The organism is Alkaliphilus flagellatus, from assembly GCF_018919215.1.
Lineage (GTDB): Bacteria > Bacillota > Clostridia > Peptostreptococcales > Natronincolaceae > Alkaliphilus_B > Alkaliphilus_B flagellatus.
In genome coordinates this window covers 481,527-502,624 of sequence record NZ_JAHLQK010000003.1, presented here as the reverse complement: position 1 = coordinate 502,624, position 21,098 = coordinate 481,527, and the positions used below count along the sequence as shown (strand labels likewise).

Annotated in this window: 21 protein-coding genes and 1 riboswitch; of the genes, 6 read left to right on the top strand and 15 right to left on the bottom strand. The window is 31.1% G+C overall.

Annotation, left to right across the window (positions count from 1 at the left end; all coding sequences use genetic code 11):
• Nucleotides 1-64 precede the first annotated feature (64 nt).
• Entirely contained in the window at nucleotides 65-484 is a 420-nt protein-coding gene (locus tag KQI88_RS09965) for a helix-turn-helix domain-containing protein (RefSeq protein WP_216416866.1), read from the bottom strand.
• A 263-nt stretch (nucleotides 485-747) separates the two neighbouring features.
• On the opposite strand from KQI88_RS09965, the gene KQI88_RS18075 reads away from it, so the two are divergent.
• The 3 genes from KQI88_RS18075 to mgtA all read left to right on the top strand — a co-directional run bounded on the left by KQI88_RS18075 (nucleotide 748) and on the right by mgtA (nucleotide 5,006).
• Complete coding sequence (locus tag KQI88_RS18075) at nucleotides 748-1,101, top strand: helix-turn-helix domain-containing protein (RefSeq protein WP_246579227.1); 354 nt, start codon at nucleotides 748-750, stop codon at nucleotides 1,099-1,101.
• A 34-nt stretch (nucleotides 1,102-1,135) separates the two neighbouring features.
• Nucleotides 1,136-1,594 carry an ImmA/IrrE family metallo-endopeptidase gene (locus tag KQI88_RS09950; RefSeq protein ID WP_216416864.1) on the top strand — a complete coding sequence of 153 codons (459 nt, stop codon included), beginning with the start codon at nucleotides 1,136-1,138 and terminating at the stop codon, nucleotides 1,592-1,594.
• Between the two features lie 148 nt (nucleotides 1,595-1,742).
• Nucleotides 1,743-1,902: riboswitch (M-box (ykoK) riboswitch) on the top strand.
• Nucleotides 1,903-2,360: 458 nt separating this feature from the next.
• Nucleotides 2,361-5,006 carry a magnesium-translocating P-type ATPase gene (gene mgtA, locus KQI88_RS09945; RefSeq protein WP_330656173.1) on the top strand — a complete coding sequence of 882 codons (2,646 nt, stop codon included), beginning with the start codon at nucleotides 2,361-2,363 and terminating at the stop codon, nucleotides 5,004-5,006.
• Between the two features lie 80 nt (nucleotides 5,007-5,086).
• Here mgtA and groL read toward each other — a convergent pair whose 3' ends face one another.
• The 6 genes from groL to KQI88_RS09915 all read right to left on the bottom strand — a co-directional run bounded on the left by groL (nucleotide 5,087) and on the right by KQI88_RS09915 (nucleotide 11,033).
• Nucleotides 5,087-6,712, bottom strand: coding sequence for a chaperonin GroEL (gene groL / locus KQI88_RS09940; protein ID WP_216416863.1), 1,626 nt, complete (start codon nucleotides 6,710-6,712; stop codon nucleotides 5,087-5,089).
• A gap of 59 nt (nucleotides 6,713-6,771) precedes the next feature.
• On the bottom strand, nucleotides 6,772-7,056 hold the full coding sequence (gene groES, locus KQI88_RS09935; RefSeq protein ID WP_216416861.1) for a co-chaperone GroES: 285 nt from the start codon (nucleotides 7,054-7,056) through the stop codon (nucleotides 6,772-6,774).
• A 246-nt stretch (nucleotides 7,057-7,302) separates the two neighbouring features.
• On the bottom strand, nucleotides 7,303-8,013 hold the full coding sequence (locus tag KQI88_RS09930; RefSeq protein ID WP_216416859.1) for a DUF554 domain-containing protein: 711 nt from the start codon (nucleotides 8,011-8,013) through the stop codon (nucleotides 7,303-7,305).
• A 166-nt stretch (nucleotides 8,014-8,179) separates the two neighbouring features.
• Nucleotides 8,180-9,055: a DNA-3-methyladenine glycosylase family protein gene (locus KQI88_RS09925; RefSeq protein WP_216416857.1), complete on the bottom strand. Its 876-nt coding sequence runs from the start codon at nucleotides 9,053-9,055 to the stop codon at nucleotides 8,180-8,182.
• A gap of 125 nt (nucleotides 9,056-9,180) precedes the next feature.
• Entirely contained in the window at nucleotides 9,181-9,705 is a 525-nt protein-coding gene (locus KQI88_RS09920) for a GNAT family N-acetyltransferase (RefSeq protein WP_216416855.1), read from the bottom strand.
• On the bottom strand, nucleotides 9,705-11,033 hold the full coding sequence (locus KQI88_RS09915) for a YcdB/YcdC domain-containing protein (protein ID WP_216416853.1): 1,329 nt from the start codon (nucleotides 11,031-11,033) through the stop codon (nucleotides 9,705-9,707). Before KQI88_RS09915 ends, KQI88_RS09920 begins: the two co-directional genes overlap by 1 nt.
• 403 nt (nucleotides 11,034-11,436) lie before the next feature.
• Here KQI88_RS09915 and KQI88_RS09910 point away from each other — a divergent pair, with 403 nt between their 5' ends.
• The gene (locus KQI88_RS09910; protein WP_216416852.1) at nucleotides 11,437-12,147 is read left to right on the top strand and encodes a coenzyme F420-0:L-glutamate ligase; all 711 of its coding nucleotides are present in this window, start codon (nucleotides 11,437-11,439) and stop codon (nucleotides 12,145-12,147) included.
• A 63-nt stretch (nucleotides 12,148-12,210) separates the two neighbouring features.
• On the opposite strand, the gene KQI88_RS09905 is transcribed toward KQI88_RS09910, so the two are convergent.
• The 6 genes from KQI88_RS09905 to KQI88_RS09880 form a co-directional block, all read right to left on the bottom strand.
• Nucleotides 12,211-13,896, bottom strand: coding sequence for a putative ABC transporter permease subunit (locus tag KQI88_RS09905; protein WP_216416849.1), 1,686 nt, complete (start codon nucleotides 13,894-13,896; stop codon nucleotides 12,211-12,213).
• The gene (locus tag KQI88_RS09900) at nucleotides 13,896-14,618 is read right to left on the bottom strand and encodes an ABC transporter ATP-binding protein (protein WP_216416848.1); all 723 of its coding nucleotides are present in this window, start codon (nucleotides 14,616-14,618) and stop codon (nucleotides 13,896-13,898) included. Before KQI88_RS09900 ends, KQI88_RS09905 begins: the two co-directional genes overlap by 1 nt.
• Nucleotides 14,619-14,712: 94 nt before the next feature.
• A complete protein-coding gene (locus KQI88_RS09895) occupies nucleotides 14,713-15,405 on the bottom strand; it encodes an LrgB family protein (protein ID WP_246579226.1) in 693 nt (230 codons plus the stop codon).
• Nucleotides 15,405-15,755, bottom strand: a complete 351-nt coding sequence (locus tag KQI88_RS09890; RefSeq protein ID WP_216416846.1) for a CidA/LrgA family protein — start codon at nucleotides 15,753-15,755, stop codon at nucleotides 15,405-15,407. Before KQI88_RS09890 ends, KQI88_RS09895 begins: the two co-directional genes overlap by 1 nt.
• Nucleotides 15,756-15,900: 145 nt before the next feature.
• Nucleotides 15,901-17,151 carry a Glu/Leu/Phe/Val family dehydrogenase gene (locus KQI88_RS09885; protein ID WP_216416845.1) on the bottom strand — a complete coding sequence of 417 codons (1,251 nt, stop codon included), beginning with the start codon at nucleotides 17,149-17,151 and terminating at the stop codon, nucleotides 15,901-15,903.
• A 236-nt stretch (nucleotides 17,152-17,387) separates the two neighbouring features.
• The gene (locus KQI88_RS09880; protein ID WP_216416843.1) at nucleotides 17,388-18,203 is read right to left on the bottom strand and encodes an Asp23/Gls24 family envelope stress response protein; all 816 of its coding nucleotides are present in this window, start codon (nucleotides 18,201-18,203) and stop codon (nucleotides 17,388-17,390) included.
• Nucleotides 18,204-18,548: 345 nt separating this feature from the next.
• On the opposite strand from KQI88_RS09880, the gene KQI88_RS09875 reads away from it, so the two are divergent.
• Nucleotides 18,549-18,719: a 4Fe-4S binding protein gene (locus KQI88_RS09875; protein ID WP_216416841.1), complete on the top strand. Its 171-nt coding sequence runs from the start codon at nucleotides 18,549-18,551 to the stop codon at nucleotides 18,717-18,719.
• Nucleotides 18,720-18,931: 212 nt separating this feature from the next.
• A complete protein-coding gene (locus tag KQI88_RS09870; protein WP_216416839.1) occupies nucleotides 18,932-19,666 on the top strand; it encodes a hypothetical protein in 735 nt (244 codons plus the stop codon).
• Nucleotides 19,667-19,686: 20 nt separating this feature from the next.
• Here KQI88_RS09870 and KQI88_RS09865 read toward each other — a convergent pair whose 3' ends face one another.
• Entirely contained in the window at nucleotides 19,687-20,124 is a 438-nt protein-coding gene (locus KQI88_RS09865; protein ID WP_216416837.1) for a MarR family winged helix-turn-helix transcriptional regulator, read from the bottom strand.
• Between the two features lie 4 nt (nucleotides 20,125-20,128).
• Nucleotides 20,129-20,788: a redox-sensing transcriptional repressor Rex gene (locus KQI88_RS09860; RefSeq protein ID WP_330656171.1), complete on the bottom strand. Its 660-nt coding sequence runs from the start codon at nucleotides 20,786-20,788 to the stop codon at nucleotides 20,129-20,131.
• Nucleotides 20,789-21,098: the final 310 nt, after the last annotated feature.

Genomic DNA, 21,098 nt, shown 5'->3' with positions numbered 1-21,098 from the left:
CATACTATCATATTAACATGATTTTTATGACATTGTAATGACATGTTATTATTAAATTATGTGATTATGTGCTGCACTCTTTTAATATACGGTATATTTGTCTTTCTGAATACCCTAAAGTTTCCGCTATATTTTCTACTGACATATTCTCTTTTAATTTTAGGTACATTACTTTATATTGTATGCCATCAAACTTTTTAAGCAGGATCTCTATTTTTTCCTTATACTGTATTTTTTCTTCTAATATCTCCTTGAAAATAACTAATTTATCTTCTAACTTTTCCACCCTATCTATAAGTATATCTAAAGGTATATGTACTATATTTCTACTTGATTCCTTTGAATAGTCTATTGCGGTAATGTCCTTCGGTCCTTGAATCATAAGTTTTCTAAGGTGTTTTATTTCTGCTTCTATAGACTCTATTCTTATTTCTAATACTTCTATCTCTCTGCACAGGTCTTGATAACTATTAATGCTATTCAATTTATGTCCCCCTTTTCTTTTCTGATAACTCTTATTCTTTTCTCTATACTCATTATTCAACCACCCTTTTAATTTGTAATTCTATTTCGGAATTAATTCTATTTTAAATTCATTTTATCTTATAATCAATTCTGTTATGGAATCATTTAGCCAAATTATATCTATAATCCTTAATTTATCTTTTATTATCTTGCAATTATTCTATTTTTGAATTATTATATAAGTATATTAATTCTATTTTTGAATTTTAAGAGGTGTTAAAAATGAATGTTCACGAAAAAATAAAAGAAATCCGTAGTAAGAAAGGTTTATCAACTTACCAACTAGCAGAATTAACAGGCATATCACAATCCACAATTAGTAAATTAGAAAACGAAAAAAGAAAGGTCGACATAGAGACACTACAAAAAATAGCTGATGCTTTAGAAATATCTATAGAAGAGTTTTTTAAAGAAGATACAGATAATATAAAAACACTTGATGATATCAGTAAAGTTGCTAAGGAAAATAAAATAGAAATCTTAGCAGCACATTTTGAGGGTGAAAATTTTACTCAGGATGATTTAGAAGATATTGAAGAATTTATTAAATTTGTTGTTTCTAGAAAGAAAAAATAGACATATTATCGCAGTCAAAAGGGGGACAGCTTGGATGGATTACGAGCAAATGATAATTAAAGCTGATGAGAAGGGTATAGAGGTTTATGAAGTTAATTTTAAAGGAAATGGTAAGGGATATTGTTCTGATAATGTAATTGGTATTTCTAAGAAGTTAACAACTAATAGCGAAAAGAGATGTATTCTTATTGAAGAAATTGGACATTTGAAAACTACCTCTGGACATATTATAGACCAATCTAAAATAGAAAATAGAAAGCAAGAAAGAAAAGCTAGAGCTTGGGGATATGAAAGATTAGTTGGAATTATTGACTTAATTAATGCCTACAAATATGGAGTTAGAAATAGATTTGAATTAGCTGAATACCTAGACGTAACGGAAGAATATATAGAAGATGTTATAAAATATTATAAAGAAAAGTATGGACTTTATTGTGAAATAGATAATTACATGGTTTATTTCGAACCTTTAGTTGTATTAGAGAAACTTTAATAATACATATATTTTTTAACTCCTCAACCGAACATACGTTTCTGAAGAAAGCAAAAATACGTAGAACTCTTAGCTATCGTATAAAATCTTTTTTTATAAATAGTGTTGACATTTAATAATATATGCCATAATATAGTAGTGCAAATTGAATATACCTCGGTAGGTGAGGTTACTACAAGGATACGGGTTGCTGCCGTGAAAGGATGGAAACATTCTTAACAGGTTAGCAGGTTTAGCCGAATAAAGAAGGCTTAATCTAACGCAACTTCATTGCCTTGCAGAGCCAAAGCTTGAACGAGACTGAATCTGTATTTACTATGCATTTTATGTGTATTATACCTTTGTCGAATTCAAGTTTTCGGCGAAGGTTTTTTGTTTTTAAAAAATATTTAAAAAATTGGAGGTGAGGATGATGGACCCGAGTAGTAGGAGTAATAAGGACAGTGGTGATAATAGCATATATTGTAGGAAAAATAAAATATCAATAATATTGGGTTCTATTCTTCTCAACCAGAATTTGATAAATAAAGACTCAGTTCAGATGGGGTTTTGATTCCAACTAAACTAAATCATATTTTCCCTTCATAATACTATTCATTTAATTCAAATCTTTTAATACTTTCCACTGTTTCTTTACTCACGCTAATTCACAACTAGTTATTTATTAATGCATTTTTTATTCAATTTAAAGGTAACATAGTTTTTAGGGAGTAAAACTCATATTTACTACCCTTAGCTTATTATTGTCATTTTGGAGGTGTGAGTTATGATGAAAAAAAGAGACATCATTAATCAAAACAATGGAACAATAAAACAAAATTTAATTGATTTTAGCAAAAATGATATAGATGCAATCTATAAAATATTTAATACAGATATTAACGGGATTACCGAGGAAGAAGCAAAAAATAGGATAGAAAAACATGGCCTTAATCAAGTAGAACACGAAAAACCAACACCATGGTATATTCAATTAACAAAGGCTTTTATAAACCCTTTTGTTATAGTTTTAATTGCCTTAGCCGTAATATCCTATATTACCGATGTAGCCCTTGCAGCCCCTGGTGAAAAAGGCTGGGAAGCAGTCATCGTAATTACTGCTATGGTTACAATTAGTGGCATATTGCATTTTATCCAGGAATATAAATCTGGAAAAGCAGCTGAGGAGCTAAAATCCCTAGTGAAAACCACTGCCGCCGTAGCCCGCAAAGATACAGGAATTGAGGAAATTTCAATGTCACAAATTGTGCCTGGCGATATTATTCATCTTGCGGCTGGCGATATTATACCAGCGGATTTAAGAATTATACATTCAAAGGATTTATTCATAGGTCAATCTGCTTTAACCGGTGAATCTGAGCCAATTGAAAAGTATAGTACTATAAAATCTGAAATAAATAACAATATAAATCCATCAGATTTAGATAATATTTGCTTATTAGGAACCGATGTAATAAGCGGCAGTGCAACAGCAATTGCTATAGGTACAGGAAGCGATACCTACTTTGGTTCTATGGCTAAATCTCTAGTGGGCAAAAGAGAACAAACAAGCTTCGAAAAAGGGATAAGTAGTGTTAGTTGGCTCCTTATCAAATTTATGTTTATAATGGTTCCTGTAGTATTCCTTATTAATGGCATTACAAATGGAGATTGGCTAGAGGCTCTATTGTTTGCGATTTCTATTGCTGTTGGATTAACACCTGAAATGCTTCCAGTTATAGTAACTACAAACCTCGCTAAAGGTGCAATAGCCATGTCAAAACGAAAAACCGTTGTTAAAAGATTAGATGCAATCCAAAACTTCGGTGCCATGGATATATTATGTACAGATAAAACCGGAACTTTAACATTAGATAAAATAGTAGTTGAAAAACATCTTGATATTCATGGTAATGATGACGACAGAGTACTAAGACATGGCTATTTAAATAGCTTTTATCAAACAGGCTTAAGAAATTTAATGGACAGAGCAATATTAGAATTTGGTGATAAAAAGAATTTCTTTGAGTTAAAAGAGCATTATACAAAGGTTGATGAAATCCCCTTTGACTTTGCAAGACGTAGAATGTCTGTAGTATTAAAAGACCATGCTGGAAAGAGACAACTAATTACAAAGGGTGCCGTAGAAGAAATGTTATCCATTTGCACCTTTGCAGAGTACAAAGGAGAAGTAGTTCTACTAACTGAAGAAGTTAAAAATATAGTTATGAATATGGTAAACAAGTTAAATGAAGATGGAATGAGAGTTGTTGCTATTGCACAAAAAAACAATATTCCAGATGAGAATTCCTTCGGTGTAAAAGATGAAAGTGACATGGTTCTTATGGGATATATAGGTTTCCTTGATCCACCAAAAGAATCAACAGCTGCAGCGATTAAAGCTCTACATGAACATGGAGTTAAAGTTAAAATACTAACTGGAGACAATGAAGTTGTTACTAAAAAAATCTGTAAAGAAGTTGATTTACCTATAGATAATATTTTACTTGGCAGCGATGTAGAAAACTTAACCGATGAAGAATTAGCAATACAAGCAGAAAATACTACTGTTTTTGCTAAGCTATCTCCAATGCAAAAATCCAAAATTATAAAAGTACTTCAAGGTCAGGGACATACAGTAGGTTATATGGGAGACGGAATTAATGACGCTTCGGCCCTTAGAGATGCAGATGTTGGGATTTCTGTAGATACAGCAGTAGATATAGCAAAGGAATCTGCAGATATTATACTTCTAGAAAAGGATCTCATGGTACTTGAAGAAGGTGTAATTGAAGGACGTAAGATTTTTGGAAATATAGTAAAGTATATTAATATGACAGCAAGTTCAAACTTTGGAAATGTCTTTAGTGTTTTGGTAGCTAGTGCATTTTTACCATTTTTACCTATGCTTCCAATTCATTTGCTAATTCAAAATCTGTTTTATGACTTTTCTCAAATTTCCATACCTTGGGACACTATGGATGATGACTATATTAAAGAACCAAGAAAATGGGATGCGGATAATATAAAGAAGTTTATGATCTATATTGGACCGATAAGCTCAATATTCGATATAATTACCTACTTGGTAATGTGGTATGTATTTAAAGCTAATACACCAGCCCTTCAGTCTCTATTCCAATCTGGATGGTTTATTGAAGGACTATTATCTCAAACCCTTATTGTTCATATGATTAGAACTAAGAAAATACCATTTATTCAAAGTAGAGCAACAGCCCCAGTCTTACTTCTTACTGGAATTATAATGGTAGCAGGTATATTCATTCCATTTACTGCATTTGGAGCATCTGTTGGATTACAGCCATTGCCATTAGCCTACTTCCCGTGGTTAATCGGTATTTTATTAGCCTACTGCTTATTAACGCAAGTAGTCAAAAAATTATATATTAAGAAGTTTAATACTTGGCTATAGTTTGATTTTATAAATTATTAAATAGTAAAAAACCAAGTAGCAAATTGCTACTTGGTTTTTATATATTTATAACCTATTTATTACATCATTGGCATTCCGCCGCCCATGCCTCCTGGCATCATTGGCTCATCTTCTTTAATATCTACAATAGCACTTTCTGTTGTTAATAACATAGCTGAAATAGAAGCTGCATTTTGCAGTGCTGATCTTGTTACCTTAACTGGATCAATAATACCTACTTCAATCATATTTACGTATTTTTCCTTTAAAGCATCGAAGCCTATACCTTTTTCTGCATTCATTACCTTCTCTACAATAACCGATCCTTCAAGACCAGCATTTTCTGCAATTTGTCTTAATGGCTCTTCTAATGCTCTTCTAATAATTTTAACTCCTGTTCTTTCATCACCTTCAGTAGTTTCAAGTAAAGCTTCTACTGCTGGAATAACATGTATTAAAGATGCACCTCCACCAGATACAATCCCTTCTTCTACTGCCGCTCTTGTAGCGTTAAGAGCATCTTCAATTCTTAGTTTTCTTTCTTTAAGCTCTGTTTCTGTAGCAGCACCAACTTGGATAACTGCAACTCCACCAGAAAGCTTAGCTAATCTTTCTAGTAATTTCTCTTTATCAAAGTCAGAAGTTGTATCTTCTATTTGTTTCTTGATTTGACCCACTCTATCTTTAATAAGCTGTGAATTACCAGCACCTTCAACAATAGTTGTATTATCTTTATCAACCTTAACAGTTCTAGCTGTACCTAACATTTCAATTGTTGCAGTCTTTAAGTCATATCCTAGTTCTTCAGAAATAACTGTAGCTCCTGTTAAAATCGCGATATCATCTAACATTGCCTTCCTTCTATCTCCAAAGCCTGGTGCCTTAACAGCAACACACTCAAATGTTCCTCTTAGTTTATTTACTACTAATGTAGCTAATGCTTCACCTTCTATATCTTCAGCAATGATTAATAATTTTCTGCCTTGTTGTACTATTTGCTCTAATACTGGTAAAATTTCTTGTACATTATTAATCTTTTTATCAGTTACTAAAATATATGGATCGTTAAATACAGCTTCCATCTTTTCAGTATCTGTCACCATGTATGGAGATAAATATCCCCTATCAAACTGCATACCTTCTACTACGTCTAAAGTAGTTCCCATAGATCTAGATTCTTCTACAGTAATAACTCCATCATTTCCTACCTTTTCCATAGCATCTGCAATTAATTGTCCGATTTCTTCATCAGCAGCTGAATTTGCGCCTACTTGAGCTATAGATTCTTTACTTTCTATTTTTTTAGAAATGTTTTTTAATTCAGCAACTGCCACATCCACAGCTTTTTGAATACCTTTTTTAATTATCATTGGATTAGCCCCAGCTGCTACGTTCTTTAATCCTTCTCTAATAATAGCTTGAGCTAATAAGGTAGCTGTTGTTGTACCATCACCAGCAACATCATTAGTTTTAGTAGCTACTTCTTTAACTAATTGAGCTCCCATATTTTCATAAGCGTCTTCTAATTCAATTTCTCTAGCTATAGTTACCCCATCATTTGTTATTAATGGAGAACCAAACTTTTTATCGATTACTACGTTTCTTCCCTTTGGTCCTAAAGTTACCTTAACAGTATCAGCAAGTTTATTAACTCCGATTTCTAATGAACGACGAGCCTCTTCAGCAAACTTAATTTCCTTAGCCATAATAATACCCTCCTAGTCCTTATTTATATTAATTAAACCCATTATGTAATGATATTTTACTATTCAACAACAGCTAAAATATCATTTTGTCTTAATATTGTGTATTCCTCTCCATCAAACTTAACTTCTGTACCAGCATATTTAGAGAAGATTACTTTATCTCCTACTTTTACTTCCATAACAATTTCTTTACCTTCAACTACTCCACCTGGTCCCACTGCCATAACCTCTGCTAACTGTGGTTGTTCCTTTGCGCTACCTGGCAATACAATTCCACTTTTTGTGGTTTCCTCAGCTTCTACTCTTTTAATAACTACTCTGTCTCCTAATGGCTTAATGTTCATAAATCAAACCTCCTTGGAAATTTTTTATTTTTTAACACATTGTTTTTTGCTTATTATTAGCACTCGTACTAAGTGAGTGCTAATTACATTTATAATGTTATCTAAAAGTGATTTTGCTAGCAAATGCCAATATTGGCTATTATATTCTATTATCGAAAGATATATTCGTTTTTTTCTTTATATCTCCATATTTCACTGTTTTACTAATTTTTTAATATTTTTTTAGTATCTTCTAAATATTTTTAGTTAAAAGCCTATTAATCCTACTAATTTTAATATATAAGGCTGTACTATGTAATATATTATTGGTATAAATACAGCTGGTAGCATATTACCTACCTTTATTCTTTTCACCTCCATTATATTAGATGCAATACCTATAATTAATAGTCCACCTATAGCAGACATTTCTGCTATTACAGTTTCTACCAAGAATGGTTTCATAAATGTAGCTGTAATAGTAATTAAACCTTGATAAATAAAAACCGCTATACCAGAAAATGCAACTCCTATACCTAAAGTAGATGAAAAAATTATTGCAGAAATACCATCAATCAGAGATTTAGCCAATAAAATTTCATGATTACCAGTTAGTCCACTTTCTAGAGCACCCATAATCGCCATAGCTCCAACACAATAAATTAGACTAGCCGTAACAAAACCCTTAGCAATTCCACCTTCCTTGTTACCAACCTTAGTTTCTAGCCATTTCCCTACATTTTCTAGCCTATCTTCTATTTTTGCCATTTCTCCTATTATAGTGCCTATAACAACACTTGAAATCATAAGTAGTATATCTCCAGTTTCTAAAGCCCCCGATAAGCCTATAACAAAAACACTTAAGCCTAGTCCTTGCATTATAGTTGCCTTATACCCTTCTGGAATACCTTTTCTTAAAAAAACGCCGCAAATTCCTCCAGCTATAATTGCTATCGCATTTACAATAGTTCCTAACATCAATTCATCCCCCAGTTGTTTAACATATGAAAATTTTATCCCCACATCCGTAATGGATGTGGGGACTTAAATATTTAATATTCCTAATCTTCCACTGTATTGATATTATCACTATTTTACATCCTTTTCAAGCTAAAACTCTCATGGTGATAAACTATACAATAATCTATTTCCCTATTCCAAGTTCTCTAGCATAGTAAAATAAATACTGTTGTGCATACCCACCATATTTTCCAAACTTATCTCTAGCAAACTCTTCAATTTTTTTATTAGGTGTGTCTTTATGAAAATAAAAATATTCCATGACTCTTTTAACCCACACATCTACAGGAACTGCTTCTACTTTTCCCATAGCAAATACCAAAATGCAGTTGGCTACTTTAGGCCCTACTCCACTAAACCTACGCATAGCTTCAAAGCAATCTTCACTATTTAATTCCTTTAGCTGTTCCAAAGAAATATTTTCATCAATCACTGCTCTAGCGGTATTTAAAATATATTTAGATCTATATCCTACTCCGCAGGCTGCTAATTGTTCCTCCGACAAATTATAAATAGCCTCTGGAGTTGGAAAACTATAATAGTCCTTTCCATCGTATTGTCCTAAATATTCCCCGAAATTTTCGCTTAACAATCTTACAGATTTTTTTATACGAGGGATAGCATTGTTAGCAGAAATAATGAAAGAGATTAAAGTTTCCCAAGGTTCCTGCTTAAGTATTCTAATTCCATAGCCAAAATTAGTAGCGTCTTTCATAACCTCATCATCTTTACTTAAATCCTCTTTAATTTTTCCGTAGTTGTTATTTAAATCAAAATAGGAAGTCCATATGTTATTAAAATCTTCTATATTTGTATTATTAAAAACAATTGTATCTTCCTCTTTTCTTACATTTAAAATCTTACCATAGGCGACTCCAATATAGCTTCCATCATCCTCTAGGTCCCATCTAAAACATTGACCACATTCAAAAATATGCTTGGGTTCAAAATCTCTTATGTTTTTTAATATTACTTTATTATCTTTATGTATAATCTCCAACTAAACCTCTCCTCTCCATATATCTGACAGCTAATAATTCTAAAACTAAATATATACTTATGTCTTTGCTTATTATACCCAATATTAAATCCCTAAAAACCTTCTGGTCTCTAGGGATTGTAATCTTATTTAAAATCAAACAAAAGGTGTATTTCAACTCTATCTTCTAATAAACCTTTATTATCGTAAGCAGCTTCATTAAGTCCACAAATATAGAATCCTTCTTTAATAAAAAACTTAATAGCAGGGTAATTATAATTTTCTACTTGAACAATAATGCCTCTAGCCTTGTTAAATCTAGCAAATCCTTTCGCTGACTTTACAAGCTTTCTACCAATATTTCTTTGGCGCACATCCTCTTCTACCCAAAGGTTTATTATTTGTAGAAGATTATTATGCTGAGTATATAACATCTCTATATACCCAAAAATTCTTTCATTCTCCTCTATTAAAAAAGTCTTCGTATATTTACCTTTCTCATCCATTAATTTAATACTATACTTCTCTTCATGACTTTCTCCCAGTTCTTTTATCTCTAACTTATAACTAAGCTCTTCCTTACTAACCTTATAATATTTATTAGATTTAAAGCTATAGTCAAGTCTTTTTATATTGTCAATATCATCGGCTACCATTTCACGTATAATCATTAATAATTTTCCTCCGTGGAAATATAGGATACGGGCTCATATATAGAATATGCCTCATAAACTTGATTTCCTGTAACTATATCAAAATATAGCTTTCTTATGTCTTCTTTTTTAGTTGATTGATAACTATAAGTAGCTACTGGTCTATAGTGGGTATAAAATGACCTAACAACTGCTATTCCATTATATTTCATATCTAAAAGTTGTTCACTATGTTTTTGTTCCACATCCTCTAGGGATACTACTACTTCTGACATAGGTACTATTGTACCGTTAAAGTTATTAGAGTATTTAATAACCTTCCCACCCTGAGAAGAAACATTTACTTTAACTATGTCACTAATCATAGTAATATTATCTAAGATAGGAATAAATTGAAATGCATAAATAGTATTTTTTGTGTTTTCATCCGTAATTGCCGATACCCCATCTATCATCTGTCCATAGGATTCAAATCTATTCATAAACTTTTTAGCGATATGTGAAGCTTCATCTTCAGAAACAAGTGTATCCTTACCATCTGTTGTATAATCTTCAAATTGTCTAAGGAATCCGTTAACAGCATCTATCCATATTGAATATACTAAATCATCTTCAGTATAATAATTTATTTCATAATAATGAACACCATCTCGGATTTGAACATTTTCTGTTACTTCTTTAGATCCTGAAAAATCACCAAGCTCAGGAAGTATTTTATCTACCCTTGTTAATATTGAGTCTATTGGCATATATGCAGGATGCTCATTAGGAATACGACTATGTCTATAAAGTTTAGATACTTCCTCTATATTACTTGCCCACTGTCCTAATCCACCGTCACCATTATCCGGATCTTTAATTTCCTGTACCCGTCCTTGAATATTATTGTATACTGCTGAAAATCTATCTAACTGTTCATAAATTTTATCTAAAAACACTATATCATAATCTGTTAAATTTTCATTACGGCTACTAAACTGATTGTTCAAATTATGAACCACTGCACTTCTTAAAGTTTCTAGTCCTTGTAATCCTCTCATTAATGCCTCATTAGGTTTTTCTTCTGTTTGATTTAAGTCAACCCAACTATTAAAAATCAAAACTAGCTGTTGAATAGAACGCTGTAAATCGATCATTTCTTCCTTTGCACCTGTTTCTTTTATTCCTTTTATTGAATGCATCGTATCCCTAATAGCACTTTCCACCCTTGTGGATATAACTATATTGGAATTACTAACCTTTTTCCCTAATAATCTTAACTGAATAGCAAAAAACAGGTTAGCACTTAAGCTAATAATTGTAATTAAAATAATCAAATATCTAACATATTTTCTATAACTATACAACGGAACTCCTCCTCACTAAACATGGGCACTTCCTGTTTATAACAACTATAGCATAAAATCTTTAAAATTCTATTATAGGTTCATTGCTCATAGATAAAAATAAAGTATCCTTTTATATAATAACATAAACCAAATTGATTAGTAACAACTATTAGCTTAATTTTATCCTTTTCCTTCTTTTTAAACCCTTTATTACTATAAAAATATATTTTATATATTAATTATTTAAGTGGTCTGATGCTTCACAAATATATAAAATTAGGTTATTATAAATTAATAGTACATAGATTTATTCCGTAGCTTACATAATTGCGGGCTCAGCAGGATAACAACACCCTCTGAATGCAGTATTAATTTCTGGTTATAATGTTGAATATACTAATATTTGAATAGGAGGATTTTTATGGATCAACCTCAACAAATGATGGCAAATGCAGGAAAAGAACTCGGTATTAATGTTGGTAATAAGCAATTTGCGAGAATACCAGTTAAAACACATTTAATTAAACGAGAAGATAATATTGTGGATGTAGCATGTAAATATTTAAAGGACAAGGTACGAGAGAGAGATATAGTATTTATAACTGAAAAAATAGTAGGAATTACCCAAGGTCGAGCTATTCCTTTAAAGGAAATAAAGCCTAGACCTTTAGCTACTTTTCTTGCTAAATATGTAACTAAAACTCCAGCAGGCATAGGACTAGGTATGCCTGAAACTATGGAAATGGCTCTTAGGGAGTGTGGAACTATTAGAATTCTATTTGCAGCTATAGTTGGAGCTATAAGCAAAATACTTTTTAGAAGAAGAGGGGATTTTTATAGAATTGCTGGACCAAAAGCTAGGGCAATTGATGGGCCTACCTCTGGTACAATCCCACCATATAATACACATGTAGTATTAGGTCCTGCTAAGCCTGACGAAGTTGCTCAAGAAGTTAGTAGAGCTCTAGGAGGTATTAGGGTAGTTATTTCAGATATTAATGACCTAGGAGGCAATATATTAGGTGGATCTCATAAGGATATTAACTTTAATGAAGTAGTTCAAATACTTAAAGATAATCCTCTAGGACAAGGTAAAGAACAGACACCTATGGGAATTATCAGGGAAATATAATTGTTTATGCAAGATTAAAAATACAGCTCCATATGCAATAGAGCTGTATTTTCTATTTTAAATCTATTCAATTTCTCTAAATCTTTTAGTGGTAAAGCTACTCAAAAACTTAAACAATACTATGGATATAACAATATATATTATCCCTAGAGATAAATAAATAATTAGTGAATTTATTTTAATCTTAAACATAAATAATACTAGCAAAACATTAATAACTAAATAGGCAATTCCAAGCAATAAAGCAAAAAATACATTCATATTTTGTTTCATTGCTTTCTGAGGATTATCCCAATCTAACAATGGCCTTGCAATATCAATAAGTATAGCTAGCTCTGTTATAGGTATTCCTCCTAAAAGACCTAAGATAGTAACTATTAATATAGTTGATAATTTTAGCGGAACAACAAATAGGGCTACACCTAAAATTATAACTAATGCTAATATTTGAACCAATATAGAGCTTAGTATTTTTCCAATAAGCTGATCTTCCACTTTAATAGGAACAACTCTTGAAATCCAAAATTGTCTGCCTTCTCTTGAAAAGGTTGTAGCTCCTATACCATTATTTGCAGCAATAAACATTATAAAAGCAGATAATATAAGATTAATTATTATTGTATTGCTTTCCTTATAAAACTGTGCAATTGTGCTTAGCATCTGTGGATCTGTAGTAAAAAGTGGAATTGCTAAAGCAAATGGAATAATTATTACGGCCCCAATAGAGTTCATTAAGAAAATAGGTGTCCTAACTAAAATTTTCATATCTCTTTCTAGTATGGCCAAAATAGGATGTCGTACTTTGCCAATTTGATTACTAAACTGTTTATCCGTCAGCTTTTTCTTTTTAGACGATACCTCTTGCCCACCAATTAACCCTTTGTAAAATACTTTCTCACTTATATATACCATTCCATAAAATATAAGTCCAGAAATACCCATAAAAGTAAGTAAAGACAATAGGCCATTTATATTGTTAAACTCGACCAATGCGGTAGATGCCCAAATACTTGGTGGAAATGATACTCCCATCTGTCTAATCAAACTATTTTTTTCACTAAGTAAACTAGCAATATACTCCATTTCTTGCCCTTGAGGAAGAGTTGTAGCAGTTTTTTGAGTAATGACTTGTATTAATAAAATAACTAGAACCATTAGCACTCCACCAATTACTCTTATTAAGTCTCTTTTACCCTTTATATTTGTATACCGCATGAAAATCATTACTACTATAGATGAAAGAGCTAAAGGTATAACAGGAACAGCAATAATAATTAAAATACTATATAGCCAATATAATATCCCTAGGCCACTTTGTATTCCATAGACTAACAGAATAGGTAATATAATCGGAAGTACTGTTAAATATTCATTTATCATTACAGTAATAAAACGAGCTGTTAGTATTGTACTTGGTTTAATAGGTAATGGTACTAAAATTTGTAAATCATCTGCATAATAAAACTTTGCAAATATATGAGATATACCAAATATAAAAAGAATAATCTGAGATCCTAAAACTCCAAGCAATAAAATAGTACCTTCTTGATTGATGGACTTCAAAGATGAAAATACACCGCCTAGTAATTTAATATAGCCTATATATAATGGCAACAAAGAAGCCATTGCAATTAAAAATATAATTGGCTGCCATAACTCCTTCTTCTGTTTAAAATATTTGTACTTAATAGCAGAAATACCAAAATTTACATTCAATTGAGTTTTTAATAAAGAACCTAACCCCTTCATTACTCTGTCAACTCCAAAAAGATATTTTCTAATGACTGTTTACTTTCAGATTGCTGTCTTAGTTCCTCCATAGTTCCACAAGCGATAATTTGACCTTTTCGTATAATGGCTATTCTGTCGCAAAGCTTTTCTGCCACTTCCAGTACATGGGTGGAGAAAAACACGGACTTTCCTGCATTACATCTATCCCTCATTATTTCCTTTAACTTAAAAGCAGACTTGGGATCCAGGCCAACTAGAGGCTCATCTAATATGAAAACCTCTGGGTCATTTAGTAAAGCTCCTATTAAAACAATCTTTTGCTTCATTCCATGGGAATAACTTTTAATTAAATCTCCTACAGCATCTTTTAATTCAAAGAGCTCTAAGTACTCATTTATTTTCTTACTTCTTATATCCTTTGAAATACCGTACATGTCTCCCATAAAGTTTAAATACTCTATTCCCGTTAACCTTTCATATACTTCATGATTATCTGGAACATAGCTAATCATCTTTTTTACTTCTAAAGAATGTTCTTGAAAATCTAGCCCATTTATAAAAATATTTCCTGCATCAGGCTTCAAAAGTCCTACTATCATTTTTAAGGTTGTAGTTTTACCAGCTCCATTTGGTCCTAGAAAACCAAATATTTCACCAGGCTTTACTTCAAAACTAACATTATCAACCGCTTTTACATTTCCACTACTATAAGACTTACTGACATTTTCTAATTTTAGCATATAATCATCCTCCCTTAAATTGTATTTTATAGGTGTAAAATGACTCTGAGCACTTCTAATCCGGGTACTCTTTGCCTATAGATTTCAATTCTTTTTAAATATTTAATAATATAATTAATAATGGTGCGATCAAAACCGTAATAAGCCCCGCAACACCAATTGAAAGACTACTCATAGCCCCTTGTTTTTCACCTATTTCCATTGCTCTACTTGTTCCTAAAGCGTGGGCAGCAGTACCATAGGCTATACCTACAGCCACTTCATCCTCTATCCTTAATGCTCTAAACAAAAACCCTGCCATAACAACACCTACATTACCTGTTATTATTATAGACATAACTGTTATAGAAGATATCCCTCCTATTTGGTTAGAAATTTCTATTCCTATTGGTGTAGTTACAGATTTAGGAATCATAGAAAGCACCAAAACTCTATCTATACCAAATAATGTACTAAGTACCCATACACTAACAATGGCAGTCAAAGATCCTGCTAATATTCCTCCAAGTATAGGTATTAGATTAGACTTTAAAAGGTCAATTTGCTTATAAAGTGGAACAGCAAGAATCACTGTTGCAGGCCCTAAAAAGAAGTTAATAAAACTTCCGCCCTTTTCATAAACCTCCACATCTATATTAAAATAAAGTAGAAATACTATAGAAAGAATTATGCTCACAAAAAGGGGATTAAATACTGCTAGCTTTGTTCTCTTATATATAATTCCTCCTATTTCAAAGGATATTATAGATAAAAGTATACCAAAAACCGGTGTGTTTAACAGTTCCATTATTTTGAAATCCTCCTTTTTAAAAACTGAACTGTACATCCTGTTACAGCAATTACTAATGCAGTTGATATAACTAATATTATTGTAATGTACAGCCAGTCGTCCTTTACTAGATGAAAATTTTTAATTATACCAACACCAGCTGGTACAAATAAAAAGGCAAGATGATCTAGTAAAAATTTTGAAATATCCTTTATCATTTCAACTTTTAATATACCAGTTACAAGAGATATCAATAATATTATCATACCTAAAATATTACCTGGTATAGGAATTGCAGTAAAGCTATTTATAAATTCGCCTACAAAAAGTATGCCCAGTATAATTCCAAACTGCCTTAATAGCTTCAAATAATCATCTCCAATATGTAGAATATTAATATAATTATAGCATGATTCGAAAATTAAGCATATATATTCAGTTTTATTAAAACTTAGGCTAAATAAAAAACCGAGTTCAAATGAACTCGGTTTTTTTATATATTTAATGTTTAAATTAGTACCATCCTCTAAGTTTCATTGCATCTGCAACTCTCTTAATAGAAATCATGTAAGCAGCTGTTCTCATTTCTACTTGCTTTTCTTCTTTAAGATCCCAGATTTCATTGAAAGCTTTAACCATTAATGCTTCTTGCTTTTCTTGAACTTCTTCAAATGACCAGTTATATCTTTGTAAGTTTTGTACCCACTCGAAGTATGATACAGTTACTCCACCAGCATTAGCAAAGATATCTGGAACAACAATGATTCCTTTGTCGTTCATGATTTTGTCAGCTTCTAAAGTTGTAGGTCCATTAGCACCTTCACAAACAATTTTAGCTTTAACACCATCAGCATTGTCAGAAGTTATAGCATTTTCTAATGCACATGGTAATAAAATATCTGCATCGAAAGTAATAATATCTTCTTTAGGGAATTCACTTTCAGCTCCTGGGAATCCTTTAATGCATCTGTGCTCTTGTACGTATGCAGCTAATGCATCAACATCGAATCCTTTGCTGTTATAAAGTCCAGCTGTATGGTCAGCAACTGCTACTATTGTTCCTCCTAGTTGAGCAACGTATTTAGCTGTAAAGCTACCAACGTTTCCAAAACCTTGAATAGCTACTGTAGCTTGTGTCATATCAATACCAACTTTTTTAGCAGCCTCTCTAGCAGCAAGAGCAACTCCATATCCTGTAGCTTCTGTTCTAGCTAAAGAACCATAGAAGGATACTGGCTTACCTGTGTATACTCCAGGAGCAAATTCACCAGTTGCTTTTTGGTATTCATCTACGAACCAAGCCATAACTTGTCCATTTGTTCCAACGTCTGGAGCAGGGATATCTACTTTTTCTCCAATGATAGGAGCAATAGCTCTTGAGTAACCTCTAGATAATCTTTCTAATTCACCTTGAGATAATTCGAAAGGATCAACGATAACGCCACCTTTACCTCCACCGTAAGGTACACCAACAACTCCACATTTGAAAGTCATCCATGTAGAAAGAGCTTTAACTTCATCCGCATTTACTCCTGGATGGAATCTAACTCCACCTTTAAATGGTCCAATAGCATCGTTATGTTGTGCTCTGTATCCAATGAAAGTTTTAACAGTTCCATCATCCATTTTAACAGGGATAGCAACCTCTAATGTTCTCATTGGGTTTTTAAGAATTTCGTATACTGCTTGTTCAGTACCTAATTTGTCGCATGCTGATTTTACTTGTTGTTGAGCGGTCTCAAAAGGATTTGCTTTTCCAGCCATTATAATACCCTCCTAAAAATTTATTAATGAATTATTAATGCAAAAAATATAATGTTATATATTTTAAGAAAGCGTCCTAATTAGGGCATCTTCCTAAAATGTCGCAATTTTCAATCGTTATTTCTTTAACCTAATATGTACATTTGAATTATATCATACCTATATTCCGATTGTAAACCTTTTACTCTAGTATAACTAAATTTTATATATATAACATACTTAATCCTAATAATATCCTATAATATAACCAAATTTTTCACATTTACATCTATAGAAACTATATTCAAGGAAGTCATATCCTCTATTTCTGTTTTAACTTGTTCTTGAAGTCTTTCAACTAAAGGTCTAATAGGATTTCCATATACAATTCTAGCATCTATTTCTATTATAAGCCCATTGTTAGTATTATTTATATTTATATTATTGATTTTAAAAATACCTATTATTTTATTAGCCACATGGTATACTAAATCCTCAATAACACCATTTGAAATAAAATATTTTCCCATATAGCTAAAGGTTGGTCTCACTACAGAACGTTCTTCCCAATCGTGAGCATCTTCTTTGCTGAAGTTTCGAAATATCTTTAATGGATTTAAAAAATATCCAGAAAAGTCCTTCTTTATTTCAAATGTTGGTACAGGAATAATATGTTTACCTTCCTTTACCCGATATTTTCGTGCTAGTTTAATTTCCTCCTTACTTGCAACATCTTCTATAAAAATCCATTCTTTAATTTCCCCAACTTCTAAAGTTTCAACTATAGACTCCACCATTTTATCTGAAGTACCTAAAATCAATATTTTATTAGGTTTTTCTTTATCTAAAATTTGAATAATTTCTCTTCTATGATCATCCTCAATAAAAAGAGCTCTTTTTATAGCCGACATCTTTGACTTCTCTCTTTTAGCGGAACTACCTCCAAGAACCTTATTTCCTTTTATTAAAAGCCCATCATCAATTATATATTCAATATTTCTTTGTTTTGCTACACTGATAGCCCGAAAGCTTTTGCCAGTGCCACTAGAGCCTACAAGCACAAATACTTCCATAAATCTCACTTCTCCTTTACTGGCTCAATAATATTTGTTAACAACTATAAAACTTTATATTTAATAATAATATTACCTCTGCATAATTTACTTCTTTATGATGTAATAATATCATATTAATAATCTAATATATTAAAATTAATACATTTTATAATAATTATAATGAGACTTTATATTTTACGACAGTTAGGTCATATTCGACTTAGCTAATTAGAGTGAAAATCATTATATATTTTATATTTTTATGAAATATTTATATTTCTTTATTGATTCTATACTTCTTATGTTGCTATAATACGGTTAGTTAGTTTTATTAATAATATTTACATATAGGAGGAATTTATAATGGCTTATAAAATTTCAGATGCATGTATTAGTTGTGGTGCTTGTGAACCAGAATGTCCAGTAAGTGTTATTTCAGCTGGAGATACACAATACGTAATCGATCCAGAAGGATGTATCGAGTGCGGTGCATGTGCTAACGTTTGTCCAGTAGATGCTCCACAACCAGAATAATATTTACTAAACAAAAAAGGTTAGAGTAATCTAGCCTTTTTTTATTATAATTATATTATATAGATATCTAACTTTTGAACTATTGAGGTTTTTTAAAAGAATTAGTAGGCTGGTAATATTTTAAGCACTTTAAATTTAAAAGCTTAGAGTTTAAAATCGAATGTAACATGAGTCCATGCGATAGCATAAGACGAATTTTAAGGAGGATTTAAATGACAATTTTTTTAAAAAATAAAACATTATTTATGCTTATTACAATTTTATCTATTTCCAGCATATTAGTAGGATGTGTAGAAAAAAATGTTAAAGCAGACGAACTTCTGCCCCAGTCTATTGAAGTAATGAAGACATTAGACAGTTATCTATCTGATGTTCGGGTTATTTTCACTTCCGAATCTAATGAAGGTGGAGAAGTAAATATGAATGCTATCATTACTTACAATAAAGAGCCTTTTGCCTATTCTAATGTTCAAGAAATAACTAGTACTAATAAAAGTGCAAACAATCCACTAGACAAGCTTATTCTTTCTCTTCTAGCAAAAGATGGAGTTGTATATACAAACAATTCAATTACAGGATTATGGATAGACGAAACAGACCCTAAGCTTGTTAAGGAAGTAGAAGATAATGCAGACTTATTTCAAAATTTTAATATAGATCAGTTTACAGATTTAGAAGTAATATCTATAAATAAAAATAAGGTAACTATTAAAGCAACTGCTAATAACTCAGCTTTTCTTAAAAGTCTACTAGCCTCCTTTAATACAGAAACTTCTGGATATGTAGAAATGGTTATAGACATAGAGACGAAATACATGGAGTCATTCACATACTATCCGGAAATTGATGATAAATCAGGTGAACAAAACAAAATAACTATAAAAACTAAAGATTTTAATAATGCTGATGAAGTTGTAATTCCAAAAGAGGCCTTATACGAAAAATAAAAAGTAGGAAATTAACTTTCCTACTTTTTTTCTCTATTTAGCATTTCTAATTTTACAAGAAACTTTAATATAGCCTTTTCTTCATTAAATGTAAAATCATTAAGTAAAGAGAAAATCATCTGTTTCTCCTTATCTGTAATTTCTTCAAATACTCTTCTACCCTTATCCGTTAATTGTAAAAAATATGCTCTTTTATCATCGTTACTTCTACTCTTAACTACATAGTCTTGAATAATCAATCGATTAATTATTGTCTTGAAAGCATTACGATCTACATTTATTATATCCATTACTTCAAACATCTTCTTACCTTCTCCATGTCCTAGTAATTTTAAGATTAAAAGATCAGTAATAGACAGATAGAATCCATTGGTGTTAATGCCTTTTTTATCTAATACAATAATATTGCTAATTAATTTTTCCAAATATTCATGTATTTGGGCATAATAATTTCTCATAGAATCACTCTTGTTTATTATTTTCTATTTCTCTTTCATTCAATAGGTATGACAATGTAAATAAACTTTCACTAAGATGTACATTCTCTACTATAATATCTTTTGGTACCTTTAGGTCTGTAGGTGCAAAGTTCCAAATTCCTTTAACATTTTTTTCATTAAGCTTATCTACTATACCTTGGGCAAATTCTTTTGGTGTACAAACAACAGCAATATCCACATGATTATCTAAAGTAAACTGTTCTAATTCATCTACATCACGAAATGGAATATCTCTAATTTTCATTCCTATCAATTTAGGATTTATATCAAACAGTGCTAATAGCTCAAAACCAGACTTTTCAAAGCTAGTATAGTTAGCAATTGCCTGACCTAAATTACCAGCTCCGATAATAATTAATTTATAGGTTTTATCTAAACCTAATATTTTACCAATTTCATTATATAATTCTTCAACATTATATCCATACCCCTGTTGGCCAAAACCACCAAAGCAATTTAAATCTTGACGAATTTGAGATGCAGTAAAACCAATTAATCTGCTTAGCTCTTTTGATGAGATACGGTAAATTTCTTTGTCTAATAATTCTTTTAAATACCTATGGTATTTCGGTAATCTTCTAATTACTGCCATGGAAATATTGGCAAAACTTTTATTATTCACATTCATCGACTCCCATTATTAAATATTTTATTTATAATACATTCAATATAATTGCATCTTCACGCTCAAATTATGCTTATTAAATAAAGTAGATAACATTATTATGACATTTAATAAACAAATTATCATTGATTAATGTACCCATTTAATAGACTTTAAAAACTATAAATATTAATTTTAAGCTATTTATAAATATAATAAGCCTTTAATTCTAAAATTATAACAGTCTTTTTTTCCAGTGTCAATGTGTCTTTGATATAATGTTGTCATCTATTGCTTTAAATAAGTTGTTTTTTTTGTTAAAATGAAC

Excerpts from the sequence above, each read along its gene's own strand:
- KQI88_RS18075 (WP_246579227.1), top strand. The coding sequence starts at position 748 with ATGAATGTTCACGAAAAAATAAAAGAAATCCGTAGTAAGAAAGGTTTA.
- KQI88_RS09950 (WP_216416864.1), top strand. The coding sequence starts at position 1,136 with ATGGATTACGAGCAAATGATAATTAAAGCTGATGAGAAGGGTATAGAG.
- mgtA (WP_330656173.1), top strand. The coding sequence starts at position 2,361 with ATGATGAAAAAAAGAGACATCATTAATCAAAACAATGGAACAATAAAA.
- groL (WP_216416863.1), bottom strand. The coding sequence starts at position 6,712 with ATGGCTAAGGAAATTAAGTTTGCTGAAGAGGCTCGTCGTTCATTAGAA.
- groES (WP_216416861.1), bottom strand. The coding sequence starts at position 7,056 with ATGAACATTAAGCCATTAGGAGACAGAGTAGTTATTAAAAGAGTAGAA.
- KQI88_RS09930 (WP_216416859.1), bottom strand. The coding sequence starts at position 8,013 with ATGTTAGGAACTATTGTAAATGCGATAGCAATTATAGCTGGAGGAATT.
- KQI88_RS09920 (WP_216416855.1), bottom strand. The coding sequence starts at position 9,705 with ATGATTATACGTGAAATGGTAGCCGATGATATTGACAATATAAAAAGA.
- KQI88_RS09910 (WP_216416852.1), top strand. The coding sequence starts at position 11,437 with ATGGATCAACCTCAACAAATGATGGCAAATGCAGGAAAAGAACTCGGT.
- KQI88_RS09905 (WP_216416849.1), bottom strand. The coding sequence starts at position 13,896 with ATGAAGGGGTTAGGTTCTTTATTAAAAACTCAATTGAATGTAAATTTT.
- KQI88_RS09900 (WP_216416848.1), bottom strand. The coding sequence starts at position 14,618 with ATGCTAAAATTAGAAAATGTCAGTAAGTCTTATAGTAGTGGAAATGTA.
- KQI88_RS09895 (WP_246579226.1), bottom strand. The coding sequence starts at position 15,405 with ATGGAACTGTTAAACACACCGGTTTTTGGTATACTTTTATCTATAATA.
- KQI88_RS09885 (WP_216416845.1), bottom strand. The coding sequence starts at position 17,151 with ATGGCTGGAAAAGCAAATCCTTTTGAGACCGCTCAACAACAAGTAAAA.
- KQI88_RS09880 (WP_216416843.1), bottom strand. The coding sequence starts at position 18,203 with ATGGAAGTATTTGTGCTTGTAGGCTCTAGTGGCACTGGCAAAAGCTTT.
- KQI88_RS09875 (WP_216416841.1), top strand. The coding sequence starts at position 18,549 with ATGGCTTATAAAATTTCAGATGCATGTATTAGTTGTGGTGCTTGTGAA.
- KQI88_RS09870 (WP_216416839.1), top strand. The coding sequence starts at position 18,932 with ATGACAATTTTTTTAAAAAATAAAACATTATTTATGCTTATTACAATT.
- KQI88_RS09865 (WP_216416837.1), bottom strand. The coding sequence starts at position 20,124 with ATGAGAAATTATTATGCCCAAATACATGAATATTTGGAAAAATTAATT.